The organism is Alkalithermobacter paradoxus (assembly GCA_002029295.1).
Lineage (GTDB): Bacteria > Bacillota > Clostridia > Peptostreptococcales > Peptostreptococcaceae > Alkalithermobacter > Alkalithermobacter paradoxus.
This window is the reverse complement of record MZGW01000002.1, coordinates 100,099-122,781: the sequence shown is the minus strand read 5'-3', so window position 1 is coordinate 122,781 and position 22,683 is coordinate 100,099. Positions and strand designations below refer to the sequence as shown.

Below are 22,683 nucleotides of genomic sequence, written 5' to 3'. Positions count from 1 at the left end.
CTATATCCTCTTTTCTAATTCAACTTTCATCTTTTCCATAGCTTTTGCTCTATGACTTATTTTATTTTTTACTTCACTACTGAGTTCTCCAAATGTTTTGTCATATCCATCAACTATGAATAATGGATCGTATCCAAATCCATTTTCACCTACAGGGGTTAAGGCTATTTTTCCTTCACAAGTTCCTTTTACTGTAAATTCTCTCTTATCTGGAAAAACAACAGCTATTGATGACACAAATCTTGCACTCCTTTTTTCTAGAGGATATCCATTTAAAAGCTTTAATAGTTTTTCGTTGTTTTGCTTATCAGTAGAATTCTCTCCTGCAAATCTAGCTGAATAAATTCCGGGTCTTCCACCTAATATATCAACCATAAGGCCTGAATCGTCAGCTATTGCTATCTTTCCAGTTCTTTTCATAACTTCTCTAGCTTTTATAAGTGCATTTTCCTCAAATGTACTTCCAGTTTCATCAATTTTTATATCTTTAAATCCAAGATCATTCAGAGAAAGCACCTTAACATTGAATTCACTTAGAATTTTTCCTATTTCAGTTAGTTTATGATTATTTGAAGTTGCTATAACAACTTCAACTTCATCTCCTAATATTAACTTAGATATATCTCCTAAAGCTTCTCTTTGTGCTTTTATAAGATTTCTATTTCCTATTTGGCCTAAATCTATCAGGCTATCTAATTCTTCTTTTGTAAATGGAAATTCCTCTCCTGTACCTTGTATCTCAACGAATTCTCCTTTGTTTGTCATTACTATATTCATATCAACTTGTGCATTTGAGTCTTCCTCATAACATAAATCTAATATTTTTTCTCCATTTATTATGCCAACACTTACCGCAGAAACAAATGATGTTATAGGCATTTTCTTTAACCCTTTAGATTTATATACCTTGTATACAGCATCTGCCATGGCTACAAAAGCACCGGTTATAGATGCAGTTCTAGTACCTCCATCGGCTTGAATTACATCACAATCTATCCATATAGTTCTTTCACCTAATGCCTTAAGGTCTATAACAGATCTTAAAGCTCTTCCTATAAGTCTTTGTATCTCTTGAGTTCTTCCCTCTAATTTACCCTTAGATGATTCTCTTATTTTTCTTGAGTGAGTTGCCCTTGGTAGCATAGAATACTCTGCTGTAATCCATCCTGTTCCACTATTTTTTAAAAAAGGAGGAACTTTTTCTTCTATTGATGCATTACATATAACTTTCGTATCTCCCATTTCTATAAGAACAGATCCTTCTGCATATTTAGTGTAATCTCTTGTTATTTTTACTTCTCTTAATTGATCATTCTTTCTGCCACCGATTCTCTTCAAAATAAAATCATCCTTTCTAATAGCTATTTACTTACTAAATTATTATACACCAAGGAAAATATTATTAAAAGGTAAAACATGTAAAAGAGATGGAATGTTTTTACACTCCATCTCTTTTGATATATCTAACTATTGCATTATATAAAGCTCTAACTAATTTATTCTTATACTCATTGTTATCTAGTAATGCCTCTTCCTGTGGATTTGATAAAAATCCTAACTCCACCAAAGCAGCAGGCATATTTGTTGAATTGAGTACTAAAAGATTTGGTCTTTCTTTTATCTTTCTATCTATAGCATTTGTTTCTTTTATTAATTCTTCTTGAATCATTCTAGCTAAAGTTTCATTATCTCTACCATTAGCTCTATCCCCATTGTTTGGATAATATAGAGTTTCGATTCCAGATACGCTAGGGTTAGTAAATGAATTTGCATGTATACTTACAAATACATCTGCATTATTTTGATTTGCCATAGCTGCTCTTTCACTTAAAGCTACAAACACATCCTCACTTCTAGTCATTAGTGTTCTGTACCCATTGTTTCTAAACATTTCGTCGAGCCTCTTAGCTATATCTAGGTTAAAGTCTTTTTCTCTTAATTTTCTTTCAACGCCTATAGCACCTGGATCTGTACCGCCATGCCCTGCATCTATTGCAATTAGGTACTTAGCATTTTCTGAGCTTGCATTAACAGAATAATCAAATCTAATTATGATTTCATTATTTCTTTGATCTATACTATATTTTGGAGCTTCATTTAGGTCTATCACAACCCTCGATACAAGGGGATTACTTTGGAATTGAGACATTCTTACACCTTTTATTAATGCTCCTACACCGTCGTAATTAGTTTTAGTTAAGTTCATTCTTGTATTGTCAATATCTACAACTAACCTATGTGGATTTGAATAAACTGCATGTCTATATATAACATTTTCAGACATTCTTAGCCTTACTTCATTATTACTAACATTTATATTATTAAACTGTATTATTCTAGTATTTAATATCACTGTCCTAGATACATCATTCCAGCCTACATCTAACCCTAATTCATCAGACACGAATCTAACAGGAACCATAGTTCTACCGTTCACGAGCTTTGCAGGGACATTATCTGGTAGTGTAATGCTTTTTCCATTTACCTGTGCCCTACTATTATCTATAGTTAATATTATAATTTTGTCATCTCTTGTAATAGTAACAGTTCTAGTTATGCTGTTCCATTCAACTTTTGCTCCTAAACTTTCTGATACTATCCTCACCGGTACCAAAGTTCTATTGTTAAGTATAACAGGAGGAACATCATTTCTTAATTCTACACCATTTAGTCTTATTTGAACTGTCTGTAGAGTCATGACTCTTCCATCAACTATAGCCCTTATTTGATTAGATTGTCCAAATGCTGATGTGAAACTTGATATAAATATTAGTAACACACATGCAAATAAACTTAATATTTTTTTCATTCTATCCCCCCTATAAATTAATATTTCTAGATTATATATACCTAACATAACATTTCTAACAAAACTTTGTCAACTAAAGATGTATATTGTAATATTATAGCACTTTATATAATTCATCACTTTCAGGTGGATCTACAATGTATTTCACTCCATTATTTTCTATAAATATTTCTTTGTCTTTTGTAAATTCTCCTATAATAGAGTAGTGTATATTTTCTTTTTCAAACTCTAGTTTCAGTTTCTCAAACTTTTCACTAGATACACCAATTAACATAGAGCCACTGGATATAAGTCTTAAAGGATCTATATTATAGTGATTACATATAACTTTTGTAGAATTATTTATATATATCTTATCCTTATTTATTATGCATCCTAAATTATAAAGATCACATACCTCCCATATTCCACCTAAAATCCCTCCTTCTGTAACATCATGCATAAAGCTTACCCCTACTTTTCCACCTATGATACCTTCCTTTACAACGCTTATGTTATCTAATAACCTTTTCCCTTCACTTACAATATCTTTTCCATATATATTGGTTAATTCTTCTTCTTTTTCAAAACATATTATTCCTGTTCCTTCAATCCCTGCACCTTTAGTAAGTATTATTAAATCTTTATCTTTAGGTATTTCTTTATTTAATATATTCTTCTTTCTCTCTTTACCTATGCCAGTTGATGATACCACTATTCTATTTACTGCTGTAGTAATTTCTGTATGCCCACCTATTATATCTACATTAAGTTTTGATGCTTCATTCGATGCATCTAACATAATTTTCTTTATTTCTTCTTCACTTGTTCCTTCTGGAGCCATTATTGTAAGCATTATACCTAAAGGATTGACTCCACTAGCTGCTATATCGTTACAAGTTATATGCACAGCAAGCTTTCCTATTTCCTCACTAGTTCCTGTAATAGGGTCTGTACTCATTACGCATACATATTCTCCAAAGTCTATTACCGAGCAATCTTCTCCTACATTTGGTCTTACCATAACTTCACTTCTTCTAGTATTTAATGTGCTAAAAACTAGATTTTTTAATTGATCTGATGTAAGTTTTCCTACTTTCACTTTGCTACCCCCTAGATTTTTAATATATTAATTATAACATTATAATAAATGAAAAAAAAATATCCCAAAGGGATATATTATGAAAAATACTTATAAAATTTATCCAGACTCATTATATCGTGATCTGAACATATATATAAAATCTCTATATCTTCTTTTGGAATACAATGACATATTAATACCTCTGCATCGTACCCTTTTTGTAAATCTTTTCTTAATTTTAGATTTTCGCTAAAACTTAAAGATGTATCCCAGTAATCCCTTAGAATTATCTCACCTTTGCTATTTAGAAATTTTTTACAGTTTTCAAATGAAGCTGTATTTCTAAGAGCAAATGGTTCATATATTGTATTTGCTAAATTCTCATTAGCAACCCAACATCTATCTTCATTTACCTTAACTGATAATATAGCACTATGAGAATGAAAATGATGTCCTAATTTATAATTTAAGCTTCCAAATATACATTCATTTCTCTTTACCCAAGGTGGTATATTGCTTCCCTTGAATCTATCTATATAATCATGAAATCCTTTATATTTTGTATTGTAAGTTATTTTATCATCGTAACATATTCCATTTTTTATCACATTGTCAAGATCATTTAAGCTGACTATGTGATAAATTCTTTTCGTTTCTTTGTAATCATCAAATATGTACTCCATGTATATCTCCTTTCAAAAAAATATAAAGAGAGCACTAGCTCTCTTTATATTTTCCTATTTTATCTTTCTATATACGCTTCGTCATAATAAACAAATCCAAGTGGAGATACTCTTACATCTTTAACATAAGATTTTATCATTTCTGGATTTGTGTAGTAGTATATTGGCATTACTATCATTTCTTCCATCATTAAATCATGTGCTTTATGCATAATTTCAAATCTTGTTTTTTCGTCTGCTGCAGTTTTTGCTTCATTTATTAATCTATCAAACTCTTCATTTTTCCAGTGAGCATTATTGTTTCCACTTGTTGAATACCACATATCAAGGAATGTCATAGGGTCAACATAATCTGCAAGCCATCCATGTCTAGCTATAACAAAATCTCCGTTATCTCTAGTATCTTGGAATACTTTCCATTCTTGATTTTGAAGCTCTATTTCTATTCCTAAATTATCTTTCCACATAGCTTGAATAGCTTCTGCTATTGCCTTATGCCCTTCATGTGTATTGTATATAACTGTTAATTTAGGGAATCCTTTACCATCTGGATATCCTGCTTCTGCAAGAAGAGCCCTAGCCTCCTCAACTTTAGGAGTCAATGCTAATCCATAGTCCTTTGCATTTTTATTAAAGTCTGATCCATCTGGCTCTGTTATTCCTTCTGGAACAAATGATAATGCTGGTATTTGACCTGCCTTAGTTATAACTTCTACTATAGATTTTCTATCTATTGCCATAGATAGAGCTTTTCTAACTCTTGCATCGTTAACAGGCTCTTTAGTAGTATTGAATACGTAGAAGTATGTTCCAAGATTTGGGAATATTTTAAATTCATCACTTTCTTTCATAAGTCTTGGTATTTCTTCAGATGGCATTGATTCTATATAGTCAACTTCTCCTGACTCGAATGCTGCAAGTGCTGTTGAAGATTCAGTCATAAAGTAGAAGTGAATTCCATCTAATTTTACTCTATCCTTATCATAATAATTTTCATTTTTTACAAGTTCCATTATATCATTGTGTTCCCACTTAACAACTTTGAATGGTCCATTTGAAATATGAGTTTCTGGATTTAATGCCCATTTTTCTCCATGAGCTTCTATTATATCTTTTCTTACTGGGAAGTAAGTTGGGAATGCTGTTAATTCTAAGAAGTATGGAGTTGGTGCTTCAAGTACAACTTCTAAAGTATAATCATCTAAAGCCTTAACCCCTACTTCATCTGCACTAACTTCTCCATTATTGAATTTCTCACCATTTTTGATGTAGTATAATTGATAAGCATAATCTGCTGCTGTAGCAGGATCTAATGCTCTTTTCCAAGCATATTCAAAATCATGTGCTGTAACTTCTTCTCCGTCTGACCATTTTGACTTTCTTAATTTAAATGTATAAGTTAACATATCTTCAGAAATGGTATATTCAGTCGCTACACCTTCAAGCGGTTGGTCTTTCTCATCAAGTCTCATAAGCCCTTCAAATGTGTTAACAAGTATTATAGCTCCATCAACTGCTGCATTTAATGCTGGGTCTATTGTTTCTGGATCTGATCCTAAATTATGTCTTACTATCATTAGGTCTTTCTTTTCTCCCCCACCAGAATTGTTAGCTGTACAACCAACTAAGGATGCTAAAGCTAGCACTACTGTGAGTAGTAGTGATAATACTTTTTTCACAATATCTCCTCCTTAATTTATTATGTATTTATATAAAAACTGTAAATATAATTTTACAGTTTCTATACCCCTAAATTAACTACTTACCTACAAGGTGACAAGCCACGCTGTGATTATTACTTATTTCCCTTAAAACAGGATCAACTTCACTACAAATAGGCATTGCATACTTACATCTTGTTCTAAATCTACATCCCGAAGGGGGATTTAGTGGACTTGGAACATCTCCTTGTAGTATTATCCTCTTGTTAGCTTTTGTAATATTAGGATCTGGAATTGGTATAGCTGATAAAAGTGCTTTAGTATATGGATGAACTGGATTTTTATAAAGTTCATCACTTTCAGTAATCTCAACTAATTTTCCTAAGTACATAACCCCTATTCTACTAGATATATGCTTTACCATAGAAAGATCATGAGCTATAAATAAATATGTAAGATTAAGATCTCTTTGCAAATCCTCAAGCATATTTACAACCTGTGCTTGAATAGAAACATCAAGTGCAGATATAGGTTCATCTGCTATTATAAATTCTGGCTGTACAGCAAGTGCTCTAGCTATTCCTATCCTTTGTCTTTGACCACCCGAAAATTCATGTGGGTATCTAGTAGCATGGTCTGGCTGAAGCCCTACTCTAGCAAGTAGTTCGTGTATCCTTTCTAGTCTTTCATTCCCACTTGCAATTTTATGTATATCAAATGATTCCCCTATTATATCTCCTACGGTCATACGAGAATTTAAAGATGCATATGGGTCTTGAAATATCATTTGTATCTTTTTTCTAAATCCTCTGAGTTCTTTCTGATTTAGTTTACCTATTTCATTTCCATTAAATATTATTTCTCCATCTGTTGGGTCATATAGTCTAATTATGGTTCTACCAGTAGTTGACTTTCCACAACCTGACTCCCCAACAAGACCTAATGTTTCTCCTCTTTTTATATAAAAACTTACATCATCAACAGCTTTTACATACTGAGTAGACTTTCCTAAAAATCCTTTTCTAACAGGGAAGTATTTTTTCAAGTTTTTAACTTCAAGTATTATATCTTCTCTATTATTCATTTTGCTCTGCCCCCTTTAAATCTCCATTTATAACTTCAACTCTTGGAGCATCTTTATGAAGCAACCAACACATAGACCTTTGTGTTGGACTTACATTTGTGTATTGTGGCTTTTCATTTACACATATTCTCATTGCATAATCACATCTTGGTGCAAATGGACACCCTTTTGGTGGCTTTAGCAAATCTGGAGGTGATCCAACAATAGGAACTAACCTTTGTTTGCTTTCTTTGTCACATAGTTTTGGTATAGACTTTAAAAGTCCTAAAGTGTACGGATGTCTTGGAGTATAGAATATTTCCTCAACAGTTCCTTCCTCCATTATAAGTCCTCCATACATAACAATTACCCTTGAACATACGTCTGCAACAACACCTAGATCGTGAGTTATCAGTATTATAGATGTATTAAGTTTGCTTTTTAAATCTTTCATTAACTCTAAAATTTGTGCCTGTATAGTAACATCAAGTGCTGTTGTAGGTTCATCAGCTATCAAAAGCTCTGGTTCACAAGATAAAGCCATTGCAATCATAGCTCTTTGCCTCATTCCACCTGAAAATTCATGTGGATACTGATTAATACGCTTTTCTGGACTTGGTATTCCAACAAGTCTTAGCATATCTATAGCTTTTTTCTTTGCTTCAGCCTTTGATAATTTCTGATGCTTTACTATAGCTTCAACAATCTGATCTCCGACTGTATAAACAGGATTTAAAGATGTCATAGGATCTTGGAAAATCATACTTATTCTATTTCCTCTTATAGCCTGCATCTCTTTATCGGTTTTTGGTATAAGATTCTCATTGTTAAATAATATCTCACCATCTACTATCTTACCTGGATGCTGAAGTAGTCTCATTATAGACATAGATGTTACAGATTTTCCACTTCCTGACTCCCCTACTATTCCAAGTGCTTCACCTTTATTTAAATAAAAGTCAACTCCTCTTATAGCCTTTACCTCCCCTACATGAGTAAAGAAAGAGGTTTTTAAATTCTTTATATCAAGTAATTTATCTCCCACTTAAATTCCCCCTTTATTTACGCATACGTGGATCTAATGCATCTCTTAATCCATCACCTAAAAAGTTAAATGCAAGCATAGTTACAGATATAGCAAGTGCTGGAAAGAATAACTGATACGGATATGTTCTTATACTTCCTAGTGCATCATTAGCTAAAACCCCCCACGATGCCTGAGGTGCAGAAACTCCAAGTCCTATAAATGATAAAAATGCTTCAGTAAATATTGCAGAAGGAATAGACATTGTCATAGTTACTATTATAGGGCCCATAGCATTTGGAATAAGATGTCTTAAAATTATCCTAAGACTACTTGCTCCAAGTGTTTTTGCTGCAAGTACATATTCTTGCTCTTTTAGTGACAATATTTGACCTCTAACTATACGAGCCATCGAAAGCCAGTAAACTGATCCTATAGCTATTAGTATGCTTTTAAGTCCTGACCCTATTACAACCATCAAAAGTATTACATACAAAGTAAGTGGTATGGTAGATAATATATCTACTATTCTCATCATAATATTGTCTACCTTACCTCCAGCATACCCTGATATACCACCATATAATACTCCGACAACCAAATTTATTATTGATGCTACTATACCCACTGTTAAAGATATCCTAGCTCCATAAAGTATTCTTACATAAAGATCTCTTCCATGTTTATCTGTTCCAAACCAATTACTTGAGCTAGGTCCGTGATTTGCAAGTGCTAAATTTTGATCGTAATATGAATATCTAGATAACATAGGTCCAAATATGGCAAGTAAAACTAAGAATACTAAAAATATAAGACCTCCCATTGCAACTTTATTGGATTTTAATCTTCTCCAAACATCCTGCCAATATGTCATAGACGGTCTTACGATCTTTTCACAATCTTTTTCATCTTGGCTTATTAATTCCCAATCCATTCCTTTTCCCCCTTACTCATCTAGCTTTATTCTAGGGTCTACTAATCCATATAGTATGTCTACAATAAACATCATTACTACTAAAAATACTGCGTAGAATATTGTAACTCCCATTATAACTGTATAATCTCTATTGCTTATACTTTCAACAAAGAACCTACCAAGCCCAGGAATTGCAAATATCTTTTCTATAACAAATGATCCTGTAAGTAGTGCTGCAACTAAAGGCCCTACGTAAGTTATTATTGGAATAAGTGCATTCTTTAGTGCGTGCTTAAATATTACTACTCCCTCACTTAATCCTTTTGCTCTTGCAGTTCTTATGTAATCCTGCGATATAACTTCTAACATAGTAGATCTAGTAAGCCTTGCTATGAATGCTAGAGAATAAGCTGAAAGAGCTATAGTTGGCATAATCATATGCTGAAGTGTTCCCCATCTTGCTGATGGAAGTATATTTAATCTAACTGAGAATATGTAAATCATAACTGTTGCTACAACAAAGCTCGGTATTGTAACCCCAAGTACCGCAAGTAACATTACACCGCTATCTATCCATGTTCCCTGCTTTAATGCTGCTATAACCCCTATTGGAATTCCAATAGCTAGTATTACAAGTACAGCTACCCCTCCTAACTGAGCAGACGCAGGAAAAGATCTTGATATTATGTCGTTTACATCTTGCCCTTTTAGTTTAAATGATGGGCCTAGATCTCCTTTAGATACATTTATTAGATAATCTGTATACTGCTTAATTAACGGGTCATCTAACTTATATTTTTCTCTCAATGCTTGCTCTGTTGCAGGTGGCAATTTCTTTTCACCTGTAAAAGGTCCTCCTGGTATTGCGTGCATCAATACGAATGTAATTGTGATAACAAGGAAGATAGTGATAAACATAGATAAAAATCTGCTAATAATATACTTTCCCACACATTGACCTCCTTTGCTTTATAATCTTTTAACATATTATATTTTTAATATGTATTATATAAACAGTTAGCTTACTTAATGACTAAATAATTTTTCTATATTAAGGAATTTTATTACAAAATTATACATATAGTGCTACAAAAAAAAATAAAGGACGAGATTTCTCTCATCCTTTACATATTATCTATAATTTCTTTTAGTATATTGTTTACTATTTGAGGGTTAGCTTTTCCCTTACTTTCTTTCATTATCTGTCCTACTAAGAATCCAAATGCTCTTTGCTTTCCATTTTTATAATCTTCTATTGACTGAGGATTGTTATTTAATACATTCTGTATTATTTCCCTTATAGTTCCTTCGTCTTGAACCTGAACTAATCCTTCTTCTTTTATTATGTCCTGCGGCTTTTTGCCAGTTTCAAACATAATTCTAAATACCTTTTTACCTGCATTATTGTTTATTTTTCCTTCAGATATAGACTTTAGAAGCTCTATAAAGTCTTCTTTATCGAATTTTAAGTCTGAAAGCTGTATACATTCATCATTTACCCTTCTTAAAAGCTCTGTCATTATCCAGTTACTTACCATCTTAGGTTCATTGAAAGATTTTACAACTTCTTCAAAGTAACTAGATATCTCCTTACTTGCAGTTAGTATCCTAGAGTCGTACTCTGGTAGAGAATATTCTTTAATAAATCTTTCTCTTTTTTGGTCTGGAAGTTCTGGAAGATTAGATTTTATTTTTTGTATAAGTTCTTCGCTTACATGTATATCAACAACATCTGGTTCTGGGAAGTATCTATAATCCTGAACGCTTTCTTTACTTCTCATAGATATTGTTTTGTTTTCACTATCATCCCATCTTCTAGTTTCTCTTACTGTATTTTGTCCACTTTCAAGAAGCTCTATATGTCTTTTAACTTCGTATTCCATAGCCTTAACTGCCGCTTTGAATGAATTTAAGTTTTTAAGTTCGACTATGTTTGACTTAAGCCCATCTTCTCTTATTAAGTCTATATTAACGTCGCATCTTAAAGAGCCTTGTTCCATCTTAACATCAGAAACCTCTGTAAATAAAAGTATCTCTTTTAGTTTTTCTAGGAATTTATATGCTTCTTCAGGGGAATTCATATCAGGCTCTGTAACTATCTCTATAAGAGGAACTCCACTTCTATTGTAGTCTAAAAGTGTATCTCCTGTAGTATCGTGTAAAGATTTACCTGTATCTTCTTCTATATGTATTCTTCTTATTCTTATTTTCTTTGTAGTTTTATCTTCTTTTTCTATTTCTACAAATCCATTTTCACAAAGCGGAATATCGTATTGTGATATTTGATATGCCTTAGTAAGATCAGGATAGAAATAGTTTTTTCTGTCCATTTTAGTGTGTCTTGCTATATCACAGTTAAATGCAAGTCCTGCACTTATCCCGTACTCTAATACTTTTTTATTTAAAACTGGTAAAGATCCTGGAAGACCTAAGCAAACAGGGCAGCAATGAGTATTTACATCTCCTCCGAATTCATTTTTACATCCGCAAAATATTTTTGTATTAGTTAAAAGTTCTGCGTGTATTTCAAGTCCTATAACAGTTTTGTAGTTCATTTTTTTCACCTCCATTTTATAAATTAGGTATTCTGTTCTTAAAGTCTACTGAATTTTCATAAGCGTGTGCTACTTTCAGAACAGTTCCTTCATCAAAGTGCTTTCCTATTATCTGCATTCCTATAGGAAGTCCATTTTTAAGTCCACATGGTATAGATATTGCAGGTACTCCAGCCATATTAGCAGGAATAGTACAAACATCTTCCATATACATAGATAGAGGATCTTCGTTCTTTTCTCCGATATTGAACGCTACATTTGGAACAGTTGGAGCTATAATAACATCTACATCTTCAAATGCTTTCTCGAAATCTTGCTTAATAAGAGTTCTAACTTGAAGAGCTTTTTTGTAGTATGCATCGTAGTATCCTGCACTAAGTGCATAAGTTCCTATAACTATTCTTCTCTTAACTTCTTCTCCAAATCCTTCACTTCTAGTTTTTATGTATAACTCATCTAATGAATCAAATTTTTCTGCTCTATATCCATATCTTATACCATCAAATCTTGCTAAATTTGAGCTAGCTTCACTAGGAGCTATAACGTAGTAAGTTGCAACTGCGTACTTAGTGTGAGGAAGAGATATCTCTTTAACCTGTGCTCCAAGCTCTTTTAGCTTTTGTATTCCATCAAGAACAGCTTTTTTTACATCTTCATCTATTCCTTGTTCAAAATACTCTTTAGGAACTCCTATCTTAAGTCCATTAACATTTCCATCTAGAAACTTAGTATAATCCGGAACTTCTTCAGGTGAACTTGTTCCATCAATTTCATCTTTTCCTGCTATTTCTTTAAGAACTAAAGCACAATCGTAAACATTTCTAGTAAATATTCCTATTTGATCTAAAGATGAACCAAATGCTATAAGCCCATATCTAGATATTCTTCCATACGTTGGCTTTAGACCTACTATACCAGTTAAAGCTGCTGGCTGTCTAACAGATCCACCTGTGTCTGAGCCTAGTGCATAAAACACCTGACCAGATGCAACTGCAGCTGCAGATCCACCTGATGATCCTCCTGGAACTTTATTTAAATCCCAAGGATTTTTAGTCTTTTTAAATGCTGATGTTTCTGTAGAAGATCCCATAGCAAACTCGTCCATATTTGTCTTACCAATAGGTACAGCTCCACTTTCGTAGAGTCTATCTATAACTGTTGCATTGTACGGTGGAACAAAGTTTTGTAGTATTTTAGATGCACAAGTTGTATTTATCCCTTCTGTGCATATATTATCTTTTATTCCCATAGGAATTCCTGCAAGGGGTGATATTTCCTCCCCTTTTTCTATCTTTTCATCTACTTCTTTTGCTTTTTCTATAGCTATTTCTTCAGTTATACTAAGAAATGACTCTACTTTTGACTCAAGTGCCTTAACTTTATCTAGAGTTTTTTTAGTAAGCTCAAGTGCAGTTATTTCTTTATTTCTTAATTTTTCACTGATTTCTTTTAAAGTCATTTTATGTAAATCCAAATTATTCACTCCTTTCTAATCTAGTACTTTAGGTACTCTAAAACATCCCATTTCTTTATCTGGAGCATTTTGAAGTACTTTTTCTCTATCTAAGGATTCTTTTACAACATCTTCTCTAAGTACATTTTTAAGATTAATTGGGTTATATGTAATGCCCACGTTTTCTACATTTACTTCATCAAGCATTTTTACATAACTTAGTACATCATCTAATTTTTTTACCACTTTATCCATTTCATCTTCTTTAAATTCAAGTCTTGCAAGTTTTGAAACGTGCTTTATGCTCTCTTTATCTATCATTTTATCACTCCTTTCAATCTAAAAACCTAATAGAAATTATACATCTTTTCGTTGAAATAATCTAGGTCAAGAGCCAATTTATCTCCTTTGTAAATAAATGCACCTTCGTCTTCTAATTCCCTAAAATTCCTTGATACTACTTCTCTTGAAGTTCCTATCATATTAGCTATTTTTTGCTTTGTATAAGGAAGCTTAAATTCACTACTTTTTTGAAGTTCATATTGATTGTATAAAAACTTTATCAACTTATCTTTTACAGTTTTCAGGGATAATATTTCTATTTGATTATTTAGTATGAATATTTTTGTTGTAATTTCACTTAAAAACACTTCCATAAACTTTTCATTCATACTAGATATTTTAATAAGTGTGTCTTTAGTAATATTTCCTATCTTACAATCCTTATCAGCAATAACATATACAGGATAGTGAAGCTCCTGAAATACTAGGGCCTCTCCAAAGAACGCTCCTTTCTTTAGTATAGCAACTATTTGAACTCTACCATCTCCTGAGTATTTTGCAAGTCTTACACTTCCACTTAGTACAAATGATAAGTATTTACACTTTTGCAAAGGGGAGTATATTTGCTCCCCCTTTTTATATTCTTTAACTATCATATTTTTATCTAGAAATTCTTTTTCGCTCGGTTTCAGAAAATCTATCATAATATTCTCCCCCAGATTATCTTTATATGCTCTTTATAACTTCTTCTTTTGAATCCATTTTTATGAGTTCTTCGAATTTGTTTTCATCTATAACTTTTATACCCAATTCATTTGCCTTTTCAAGTTTTGATCCTGCTTCACTTCCTGCAAGCACAAATGAAGTGTTTTTACTCACACTTGAACTTACCTTTCCACCAAATCTTTCTATAATTTCCTTAGCGTCGTTTCTTTTGAATTTCTCTAGTGTTCCAGTTAGAACTATTTTCATTCCTTCAAATATTTTCGCATCTTCAGTATCTTCTTTTAAAGATTTTAGATTAACATTTGCATTTCTCAATTTATCTATTATATTAAGATTTGTACTATTTGAAAAAAAGTCAACAACGCTTTGAGCCATTTTTTCCCCAAACTCATCTAATTTTATAATATCTTCAAATTTAGCATTTATAATTGTATCTATATCTTTGAAATTGTTTGAAAGAATTTTAGCTCCTTTTTCTCCTATATAGTTTATACCAAGTCCAAATATCAATCTCGATAAATCATTTTGTTTAGATTTTTCTATTGAATTTATAAGGTTTTGGGCAGACTTTTCTCCCATTCTTTCAAGCTTAACTAAGTCTTCTTTTTTTATGTAATAAAGATCTGCAACATCTTTTATAAGATTATTATTAAGAAGTAATGTTACTATGGATTCCCCAAGTCCCTCTATATTCATAGCGTTTCTAGATACAAAATGTATAATTCCTCTTCTTATCTGTGCAGGACAAAGAGTGTTAACACATTTAACTGCTGCCTCTCCTTTTTCTCTATGAACCTTACTTTTACAGTCAGGACAAATATCTGGCATAGTAAACTCTATCTCATCTCCACTTCTTTCTTCTAAAACAACTTCAACAACTTCTGGAATTACATCTCCTGCTTTTTGGATTATAACAGTATCTCCTATCTTTATATCCTTGTCTTTTATATAATCTTCATTATGAAGAGTAGCTCTACTAATAACTGAACCTGCAACACTTACAGGCTCAAGAATAGCAGTTGGAGTTAGATTTCCTGTTCTTCCTACCTGAACTATTATATCTATTACTTTAGTTTTCTTTTTCTCTGCTGGAAACTTGTAAGCCGTTGCCCATCTAGGACTTTTAGCTGTATTTCCTAATTCTTCTCTGTAGCTTAGATTATTAACCTTTATAACTATTCCATCTATTTCAAATTCTAGCTTGTTTCTATTTTCTTGATAATAATTTATATACTCCATAAGCTCTTTTATATCTTTACACACTCTATAATCAGGACTTATCTTAAACCCTAGACTTTTAAGATAATCTAGACTTTCACTATGTGTTTTAAACTCCTTATTTTCAATAGTTTGTATATTAAATATAAATATATCAAGTGGCCTTTTTGCAGTAATTTTAGAATCTAACTGTCTAAGCGATCCAGCAGCTGCATTTCTCGGATTTGCAAATCTTTGAAGATTATTCTCTTCTTGGTATTTGTTTAGTTTTTCAAATTTATCCTTAGATATAAATACTTCTCCTCTTACCTGTAGGTTTACATTTTCTTTTAGCTTTATAGGTATTGATTTTATAGTTTTTAGATTTGCCGTAACATCTTCTCCTACTTGTCCATCTCCTCTTGTTGCACCAGTTTTTAGTATTCCATTTTGATATGATAATGCAACTGAAAGTCCATCTATTTTAAGTTCTGCTACATACTCTACATCGCTTCCAACTACAGACTTCACTCTTTTGTCAAAGTCAATAAGATCACCTTCTGAGTAAGAATTAGATAAACTCAACATAGGAATAGTATGTACAACCTGATCAAATTTATCTAGTGCTACTCCTCCTACTCTTTGAGTTGGTGAGTTCTCAGTTTTATATTCTGGATATTCTTCTTCAAGACTTATTAGTTCTCTCATAAGATCATCGTATTCACTGTCGCTAATTTGTGGATTATCTTCTACGTAATATTTATGATTATGATAATTTATAGTTTCCACAAGCTCATCTATTCTTCTTTTTATGTCCATAACAGTCCTACCTTTCAAAACCTATTTTCAAGTGCTTACATAACTGATTATAACCCAATTTTTAGTATCAATAATTTATAATACATAATTGTACTTTAATATAGAATAAAAATCCATTCTTTAGAATGGATTTTACTCATTTAATGCACTTTCTATTTTATTTAAATTCTCTCTCATCTTGTATATATAATCTTTTCCTTCTTTCATATCTTCCATTGTAATTCCTTCTATAGTATAAAGAACTTCAGTTTTGCCCCCTACCTCTTTAGCTAGAGTTTCTGATAACTTTGAACTTGCTAATTGTTCAAAGAAAACAGTTCTTATTTCTTTTTCTTTCATTAATTTGGTAAGTTCTGAAAGTACTTTTAGACTTGGGTCTGCGTGTGATGATATTCCTGAGATACCTATTATATTTATTCCGTATCTATCTCCTAGATAGTTAAATGCTTCATGAGATACTATTATTTCTTTTCTTTTTGTATTGCTTAATTTATCTTTATATTCTTCATCTAACTTAATAAGCTCACTTTTAAATTTTTCAAAGTTTGCTTCATAGTATTCCTTATTATCTTCATCTATTCTACACAAAGCATTTTTTATTTCTTCAGCCATTGTAATAACTCTTATAGGATCTAACCATATATGAGGATCATAATCTCCATGATCATGATGGCTATGATTACATCCTTTATGACCTCCTTTAAGCTGCTCTAGTCTTAAAGGGTCTGCACTTTCTCCAATTTTTATAACTGTAACTCCTTTATTTTCTAAGTCTTGTATTATCTTATCTGCCCAAGGCTCCATTTCTAATCCATTTAAAACTAATAAATCTGCATCTTGAATAGAAGATATTGCTTTTAGGCTAGGTTCAAAATCATGTGGTTCTGCACCTGGTGGAACTATAACTTCAATATCTATTTTTTCATTTCCTATTTTGCTTGCAAAATCATACATTGGATAAAAACTTGCATACACTTTAATTCTTTGTTCATTAACTTCTTCAATTTTCTCAACTTCACCGCCTGAGCATCCTGTTAACAAAATTGAGATAATAGCAAAAATAGATAGTATTTTTTTCATATTACTTCTCCTTCCCTATCATATTGCAAATGATTTACATCTACATTTTCTATTATATACCAATCATGAAGATAGTAATCAAAAAAAGAAAGACTTTGGAAATTTTCCAAAGCCTTTTAAAAATAATTACATAGACGGTGCACTTTCTATAACGTTATTCTCGCACCCTCTTCCAAATCCTCTATTCATTTTTCTAAATCCTCTTTTTCCTTTTCCACAGTCTTCTGGGAAATTAAATCCATTTTCTTCATGGTATTTTATTCTTTCGTCTAATCTTTCATTCATTTCTTTTGCTCTTTCTTCAGTTATCTTGCCTTCTCTTACTGCCTCAGTAATTCTTTCTCTTTTCCAGTTTATCATGTCTTTGAACCATTCTGGTGTTTCTGTTTTAGCATCAGCGAATGATACTACTGAAATAGATAAAACTATAAGTGATGCTAAGACAAAAGTAATCATTTTTTTCATTTTGATTTCCCCTTTCTTTATTTTTTTACTTGAGTTTATTATAATCAGAAATTATGGAGAACTTATGAAGATGAAAAAATTTTTTCTTCACAATATCTTCATATTTATGAATTAATATATTTAAGGGGTGAATATATGAATAAGAAAGTACTGGTTATAGAAGATGAAGATAAAATAACAAATATTATAAAATCTTATCTAGAAAAAGAGAATTTTGATGTATATATATCTAAAGATGGGTTAAGTGGAATTGAAACTTTTAATAGAGTTTCACCTGATATAGTTATACTCGATTTGATGCTTCCTCAAATTTCTGGAGAGGATGTATGCAAAAAAATAAGAGTATCTTCATTAGTTCCTATAATTATGCTAACAGCAAAATCCGATGAGGAGTCAAAACTAGAAGGTTTTGCACTTGGAGCTGATGATTATGTAACTAAGCCATTTAGTCCTAGAGAACTGGTAAGTAGAGTAAAGGCTTTACTTAGAAGAATAGAAAATAAAAATTCTATTTTAGCAGATGTGATTTCATTCAATAATGAGCTTGAAATAGATACAAGAAAACAAGAAGTTAGAAAAAATGGTTCATTAATTTTTCTAACTCCTAATGAATATAAGGTTCTTATAACTCTTGCATCTAATCCAGAGCAGGTTTTCTCAAGAGAAGTTTTAATTGAGAAAGCTTTTGGGTTTGACTATGATGGATTTTATAGAACTATAGATACTCACATAAAGAATATAAGGCAAAAAATTGAAGACAACCCTAAATCTCCAAGTTATATACAAACAGTATACGGAGTTGGGTATAAATTTGGAGGAAAATAATGAAACTCACCATAAGTAAAAAACTTATAATCAATTCTATAGTTATAATTTTGATATCGTTAATTACAACAGGCTTTATATCTAATCACATTATAGATAAAGAATTCGATACTTATTTAGAAGGTGAGCATCAAAAGAAAGTCAAAAGAATAGAGTCTATTATTCAATCTTCATTTAATCAAGATATGTCTTTTAAAGATTTAGACAGTGAAGGTCTTACTCAATATGCAATACTAGAAAGATACTACATAGAAATTAGAGATTTAAAAAATAATATACTTTATACTTCTGGAAATAAACATATGATAAATAGAAATAAAATGGGTCATCATATGATGATGAGAAGAAGGCTACAGTATATGCTAGGAAATTATAAAGAAGAATCATACGATTTAGTAGTTAATAATCAAAAGAGTGGTAAAGTCATTATAGGATACTTTGGACCTTCTAATATATCATCAGGAGCTATAATATTTAAGAATTCCCTATACAAATCAATAATAATTTCTTCATTTATTTCTGTAGTGATAAGCTTTTTTATAAGTATCGCTCTTTCAAAGCAAATTTCAATACCTATAAAAAAGATAACTTCAATTTCTAAGCAGATAACGAGCGGAAACTTATCTATTGATACTAAAGTAGATACTGATATCGATGAGATAACTGAACTTTCTTCTTCTATAAGTACACTAGGAAGTACTTTAAAATCTCAAGACGATCTTAGAAAAAGACTTATATCTGATATGTCCCACGAAATAAAAACACCACTTACTAATATAAAAGGATCTTTAGAAGCTTTTATGGATGGGGTTTGGGATGTAAATGAGGAAAATCTTGAAAGCTGCCTTGATGAAGTGAATAGATTGTCTAATTTAGTTAGTAATCTGACAAATATAATAAAGCTTGAAAAATCCAGTTATATTCTAAACAAAGAAAAATTTTCACTGAGGAGCGAGATTGAGAAAATAATAAATACTTTAACTTTGCAGTTTGATAAGAAAAATATAACTGTAAATTACAGTAAAAATGATGACTTTGATGTTTTCATGGATAAGGATAAGTTTAAGCAGATTATGTATAATATACTTTCTAACGCATATAAATACTCTCACGAAAATTCATCCATAAATATAGAATCTATTGTAGATAAAGATATTAAAATAATAGTGCAAGATTTCGGAATTGGTATAAACCCTAAAGATTTACCTTACATATTCGATTATCTTTATAGAGGCGATATATCAAGAAGCAAGCATACTGGAGGTTCTGGCATTGGGCTTACTATAACAAAATCATTAGTTGAGGCACATAAAGGAAGTATTAGTGCAGAAAGTAAGCTTGGATTTGGAACTAAATTCATACTTAAATTTCCAAAAGAATAAGGCGATTTCTCGCCTTATTCTTTCCATATTACTATTTTGTTTTTATCTATACTAAACCTAATACTATCCCCTACTTTTAAATCTTTCGAAGGATCTTCATAGCATACTAAATCTAATACTTCTTTATCTTTAGTTATATAACTTATAAATACCTCTAAATAATCTCCAAAATATGATGTTGACTTTACTATTCCACTTAAGTTCCCTTCATCATGTATACTTATACCACTTGGCTTAATAGAAAACTGTACATCTTTAGAGAAATTTTCTTCATTTTCTATACTTATATCCCCAAAATCTGATGATACTACATTATCATTTACTTCTCCTTTGAATATATTGCTAAAACCTATAAACTCAGCTACAAATTTATTCTTTGGTTTCTCAAATATTTCTTTAGGAGTACCTATTTGTTCTACAAATCCATTATTCATAACTATGACTCTATCAGATATAGCCATAGCTTCCTTTTGATCATGTGTTACGAATATAGCTGTAGACTTTGTTTTTCTTATAATAGAAACTATTTCATTTCTCATATTAGTTCTAAGATCTGTGTCTAAATTAGAAAAAGGCTCATCAAATAATATTACTTTTGGGCTTCTAACTAAGGCTCTTGCTAAAGCAACCCTTTGCTGTTGTCCTCCTGAAAGTTCTGATGGGTACTTCTTTTCAAAACCATTAAGTTTGACTAGATACAAAACTTTATTTATTTTATCTTTATAGTCTTTGTCCTTTTTTATCCCAAATCCTATATTTTCTTCAACTGTAAGATGTGGAAATAAAGCATAGTCCTGAAATACCATTCCAACACCTCTATTTTGAGGTGGTATAAATAAATCTTCATCTACTATTGCTTCATCTCCAAAGTATATACTTCCACTTTGTGGTTTTTCAAATCCAGCTATCATTCTTAGGGTAGTTGTTTTTCCGCATCCACTAGGTCCTAGTAAAGTTATTATTTCTCCATTTTCTATTTGTGCATCCATATTAGATACTGCAAATTTTTTCTCATCTTTGTATTTTTTTGATATATTTCTTAATTTTATGCTAGACATTTTCTGCCCCCTAATCTTTTCTCAATAGTATTATAAGAGGATATATAGACACTAAAACTATCAATAATGCTGGAGGAGCTGCAAGATGGTAAAATCCTTCACTAGCTTCCATCCATATCCTAACTGCTAGAGTATCAAATCCTGCAGGTCTCAAAATCAAAGTTGTAGTAAGTTCTTTTAAAGAGTTTACAAAAACTAATGCCCCACCAGATAAAATCCCTGGCTTTATAAGAGGAAATATTACTCTTGAAAGAATATAAGTTTCACCTTTTCCTAAACTCTTTGCAGCTTCATCTAGATTCTTTGGAACTAATTCTATGGCTGCTTCTCCAGACTTCATACACTGAGGTAAAAACCTTATTATATATGCTGCTATAACTATGAAAGGTGTTGAATAAAGTCTTGGAAAATATCTTATGAAAAATACTACTATACCTAAAGATGTTATAACTCCAGGAAGAACATATCCAGAGTAGATCATCTTGTTTATGATCTGTCCTATTAAAGAATTATATCTTGCTTTTAAATATACTAAAGGAATAGTTACTATCATACAAATAATTGTTGCAACTGATGCTGAGTATATACTATTTTGTAAAAATCCTATAAATCTATCATTTATAGCTCCATTCATTATTCCTCTTATTGACCATATAATCAAAACTGAAAAAGGTATAACTATTGATAATGTAAACACAACAAGTACAAATATCAACGCTACATATTTGTACTTTCCTAAAGGTACTATCTTAGCTCTTCTTGCAGATTTAGAACTTTGAGTGTAGTTTTTTCTCTTTAGTTTACCTTCAAGAGCTATTAATATAAGCGTTATCATCATAAGAAATAAACTTAATACAGATGATCCTACCATATCAAATCTTCCTGTCATCTGGTGATATATAGCACTTGCAAATGTACTATACCTCATCATAGCTATAGCACCAAAGTCAGAGAATATATATAAAGCTACTAAAAGTGCTCCAGATCCTATAGCAGGTCTTAAAAGAGGTAGTATAATCTTAAAAAACACATCTTTATATGAAACACCACACGATAAAGCTGCTTCTTCATAATTAAGATTAAGCCTTTGAATAGATGAAGAAACAATAAGATATACATAAGGGAATGTAAATAAACTCATAACCATTGCTACTCCCCAAAAGCTATATATATCAAAAGGTGCTCTTCCTAATATATCTCGTATAACTCCTCTTGGACCAAATACTATTATATATGTCAATGCTCCAACATAAGGAGGAATAGCAAGAGGAAGTGCTGATGTTATTCTAAAAAAATTCCTAAATGGTAGATCTGTTCTGTTTATAAGCCAAGCTAAACTTACCCCTACTACTATTGTTATTAATGTTACAACTGAAGATAATTTAAATGTACTTATAAGAAGTGGCATAACTCTACTTCCTAGAATCAACGACCATCTACTTTCATCAGCTTCAAGTGCCTTAAATACAACATATAATGCTGGTATAAACATAAATAATGCTATTATAGTTGAAAAAAACAAAATAAGATTTGATGGAGGATTATCAAACCATATTTTATTCCAAACGTGCCTTAAGGTCCGACTATTTAATCGGACCTTCTTGACATTTTCAAAGTTCATT

The 22,683-nt window shown here is 31.3% G+C and carries 20 protein-coding genes; 2 read left to right on the top strand and 18 right to left on the bottom strand.

The genetic code is table 11. From position 1 onward, the window contains the following. The 16 genes from rph to CLOTH_RS03480 form a co-directional block, all read right to left on the bottom strand. Positions 1-1,338 carry a ribonuclease PH gene (gene rph / locus CLOTH_RS03555; RefSeq protein ID WP_079411295.1) on the bottom strand — a complete coding sequence of 446 codons (1,338 nt, stop codon included), beginning with the start codon at positions 1,336-1,338 and terminating at the stop codon, positions 1-3. A 100-nt stretch (positions 1,339-1,438) separates the two neighbouring features. Then, the gene (locus tag CLOTH_RS03550) at positions 1,439-2,809 is read right to left on the bottom strand and encodes an N-acetylmuramoyl-L-alanine amidase family protein (RefSeq protein ID WP_158080450.1); all 1,371 of its coding nucleotides are present in this window, start codon (positions 2,807-2,809) and stop codon (positions 1,439-1,441) included. Positions 2,810-2,903: 94 nt separating this feature from the next. Further along, the gene (locus CLOTH_RS03545) at positions 2,904-3,890 is read right to left on the bottom strand and encodes an AIR synthase family protein (RefSeq protein WP_079411292.1); all 987 of its coding nucleotides are present in this window, start codon (positions 3,888-3,890) and stop codon (positions 2,904-2,906) included. A 77-nt stretch (positions 3,891-3,967) separates the two neighbouring features. Then, on the bottom strand, positions 3,968-4,555 hold the full coding sequence (locus CLOTH_RS03540) for a hypothetical protein (protein ID WP_079411290.1): 588 nt from the start codon (positions 4,553-4,555) through the stop codon (positions 3,968-3,970). Between the two features lie 59 nt (positions 4,556-4,614). Next, positions 4,615-6,234, bottom strand: a complete 1,620-nt coding sequence (locus CLOTH_RS03535) for a peptide ABC transporter substrate-binding protein (protein ID WP_331721988.1) — start codon at positions 6,232-6,234, stop codon at positions 4,615-4,617. A gap of 79 nt (positions 6,235-6,313) precedes the next feature. Then, positions 6,314-7,300, bottom strand: a complete 987-nt coding sequence (locus CLOTH_RS03530; protein WP_079411287.1) for an ABC transporter ATP-binding protein — start codon at positions 7,298-7,300, stop codon at positions 6,314-6,316. Beyond that, positions 7,293-8,324: an ABC transporter ATP-binding protein gene (locus CLOTH_RS03525; RefSeq protein WP_079411285.1), complete on the bottom strand. Its 1,032-nt coding sequence runs from the start codon at positions 8,322-8,324 to the stop codon at positions 7,293-7,295. The genes CLOTH_RS03530 and CLOTH_RS03525 overlap by 8 nt, the downstream gene beginning before the upstream one ends. Positions 8,325-8,337: 13 nt before the next feature. Continuing rightward, positions 8,338-9,237 (bottom strand): ABC transporter permease, encoded by a 900-nt coding sequence (locus CLOTH_RS03520; protein WP_079411283.1) that lies wholly within the window; start codon positions 9,235-9,237, stop codon positions 8,338-8,340. A gap of 12 nt (positions 9,238-9,249) precedes the next feature. Further along, positions 9,250-10,170: an ABC transporter permease gene (locus tag CLOTH_RS03515; protein ID WP_079411282.1), complete on the bottom strand. Its 921-nt coding sequence runs from the start codon at positions 10,168-10,170 to the stop codon at positions 9,250-9,252. Between the two features lie 173 nt (positions 10,171-10,343). Beyond that, entirely contained in the window at positions 10,344-11,774 is a 1,431-nt protein-coding gene (gatB, locus tag CLOTH_RS03510; protein WP_079411280.1) for an Asp-tRNA(Asn)/Glu-tRNA(Gln) amidotransferase subunit GatB, read from the bottom strand. A gap of 16 nt (positions 11,775-11,790) precedes the next feature. Beyond that, positions 11,791-13,248 carry an Asp-tRNA(Asn)/Glu-tRNA(Gln) amidotransferase subunit GatA gene (gene gatA / locus CLOTH_RS03505; RefSeq protein ID WP_079411278.1) on the bottom strand — a complete coding sequence of 486 codons (1,458 nt, stop codon included), beginning with the start codon at positions 13,246-13,248 and terminating at the stop codon, positions 11,791-11,793. A 15-nt stretch (positions 13,249-13,263) separates the two neighbouring features. Then, the gene (gatC, locus tag CLOTH_RS03500) at positions 13,264-13,548 is read right to left on the bottom strand and encodes an Asp-tRNA(Asn)/Glu-tRNA(Gln) amidotransferase subunit GatC (protein ID WP_079411276.1); all 285 of its coding nucleotides are present in this window, start codon (positions 13,546-13,548) and stop codon (positions 13,264-13,266) included. A gap of 26 nt (positions 13,549-13,574) precedes the next feature. Beyond that, entirely contained in the window at positions 13,575-14,213 is a 639-nt protein-coding gene (locus CLOTH_RS03495) for a Crp/Fnr family transcriptional regulator (RefSeq protein ID WP_079411274.1), read from the bottom strand. Between the two features lie 22 nt (positions 14,214-14,235). Next, the gene (gene ligA / locus CLOTH_RS03490) at positions 14,236-16,251 is read right to left on the bottom strand and encodes an NAD-dependent DNA ligase LigA (RefSeq protein WP_079411272.1); all 2,016 of its coding nucleotides are present in this window, start codon (positions 16,249-16,251) and stop codon (positions 14,236-14,238) included. A gap of 132 nt (positions 16,252-16,383) precedes the next feature. After that, positions 16,384-17,331 carry a metal ABC transporter solute-binding protein, Zn/Mn family gene (locus tag CLOTH_RS03485; protein ID WP_079411270.1) on the bottom strand — a complete coding sequence of 316 codons (948 nt, stop codon included), beginning with the start codon at positions 17,329-17,331 and terminating at the stop codon, positions 16,384-16,386. 126 nt (positions 17,332-17,457) lie between these two features. After that, complete coding sequence (locus tag CLOTH_RS03480; RefSeq protein ID WP_079411268.1) at positions 17,458-17,796, bottom strand: DUF2680 domain-containing protein; 339 nt, start codon at positions 17,794-17,796, stop codon at positions 17,458-17,460. A 135-nt stretch (positions 17,797-17,931) separates the two neighbouring features. Here CLOTH_RS03480 and CLOTH_RS03475 point away from each other — a divergent pair, with 135 nt between their 5' ends. Together CLOTH_RS03475 and CLOTH_RS03470 are read left to right on the top strand one after the other, a co-directional pair. Continuing rightward, positions 17,932-18,621 carry a response regulator transcription factor gene (locus CLOTH_RS03475; protein ID WP_079411266.1) on the top strand — a complete coding sequence of 230 codons (690 nt, stop codon included), beginning with the start codon at positions 17,932-17,934 and terminating at the stop codon, positions 18,619-18,621. Further along, the gene (locus CLOTH_RS03470; RefSeq protein ID WP_079411265.1) at positions 18,621-20,003 is read left to right on the top strand and encodes a HAMP domain-containing sensor histidine kinase; all 1,383 of its coding nucleotides are present in this window, start codon (positions 18,621-18,623) and stop codon (positions 20,001-20,003) included. Before CLOTH_RS03475 ends, CLOTH_RS03470 begins: the two co-directional genes overlap by 1 nt. Positions 20,004-20,017: 14 nt before the next feature. Here the strand turns inward: CLOTH_RS03470 and CLOTH_RS03465 are convergent, their stop codons facing one another. Continuing rightward, positions 20,018-21,061: an ABC transporter ATP-binding protein gene (locus CLOTH_RS03465; protein WP_079411264.1), complete on the bottom strand. Its 1,044-nt coding sequence runs from the start codon at positions 21,059-21,061 to the stop codon at positions 20,018-20,020. A gap of 10 nt (positions 21,062-21,071) precedes the next feature. After that, positions 21,072-22,682 (bottom strand): ABC transporter permease, encoded by a 1,611-nt coding sequence (locus CLOTH_RS03460; protein WP_079411262.1) that lies wholly within the window; start codon positions 22,680-22,682, stop codon positions 21,072-21,074. Between the last annotated feature and the right edge of the window lies 1 nt (position 22,683).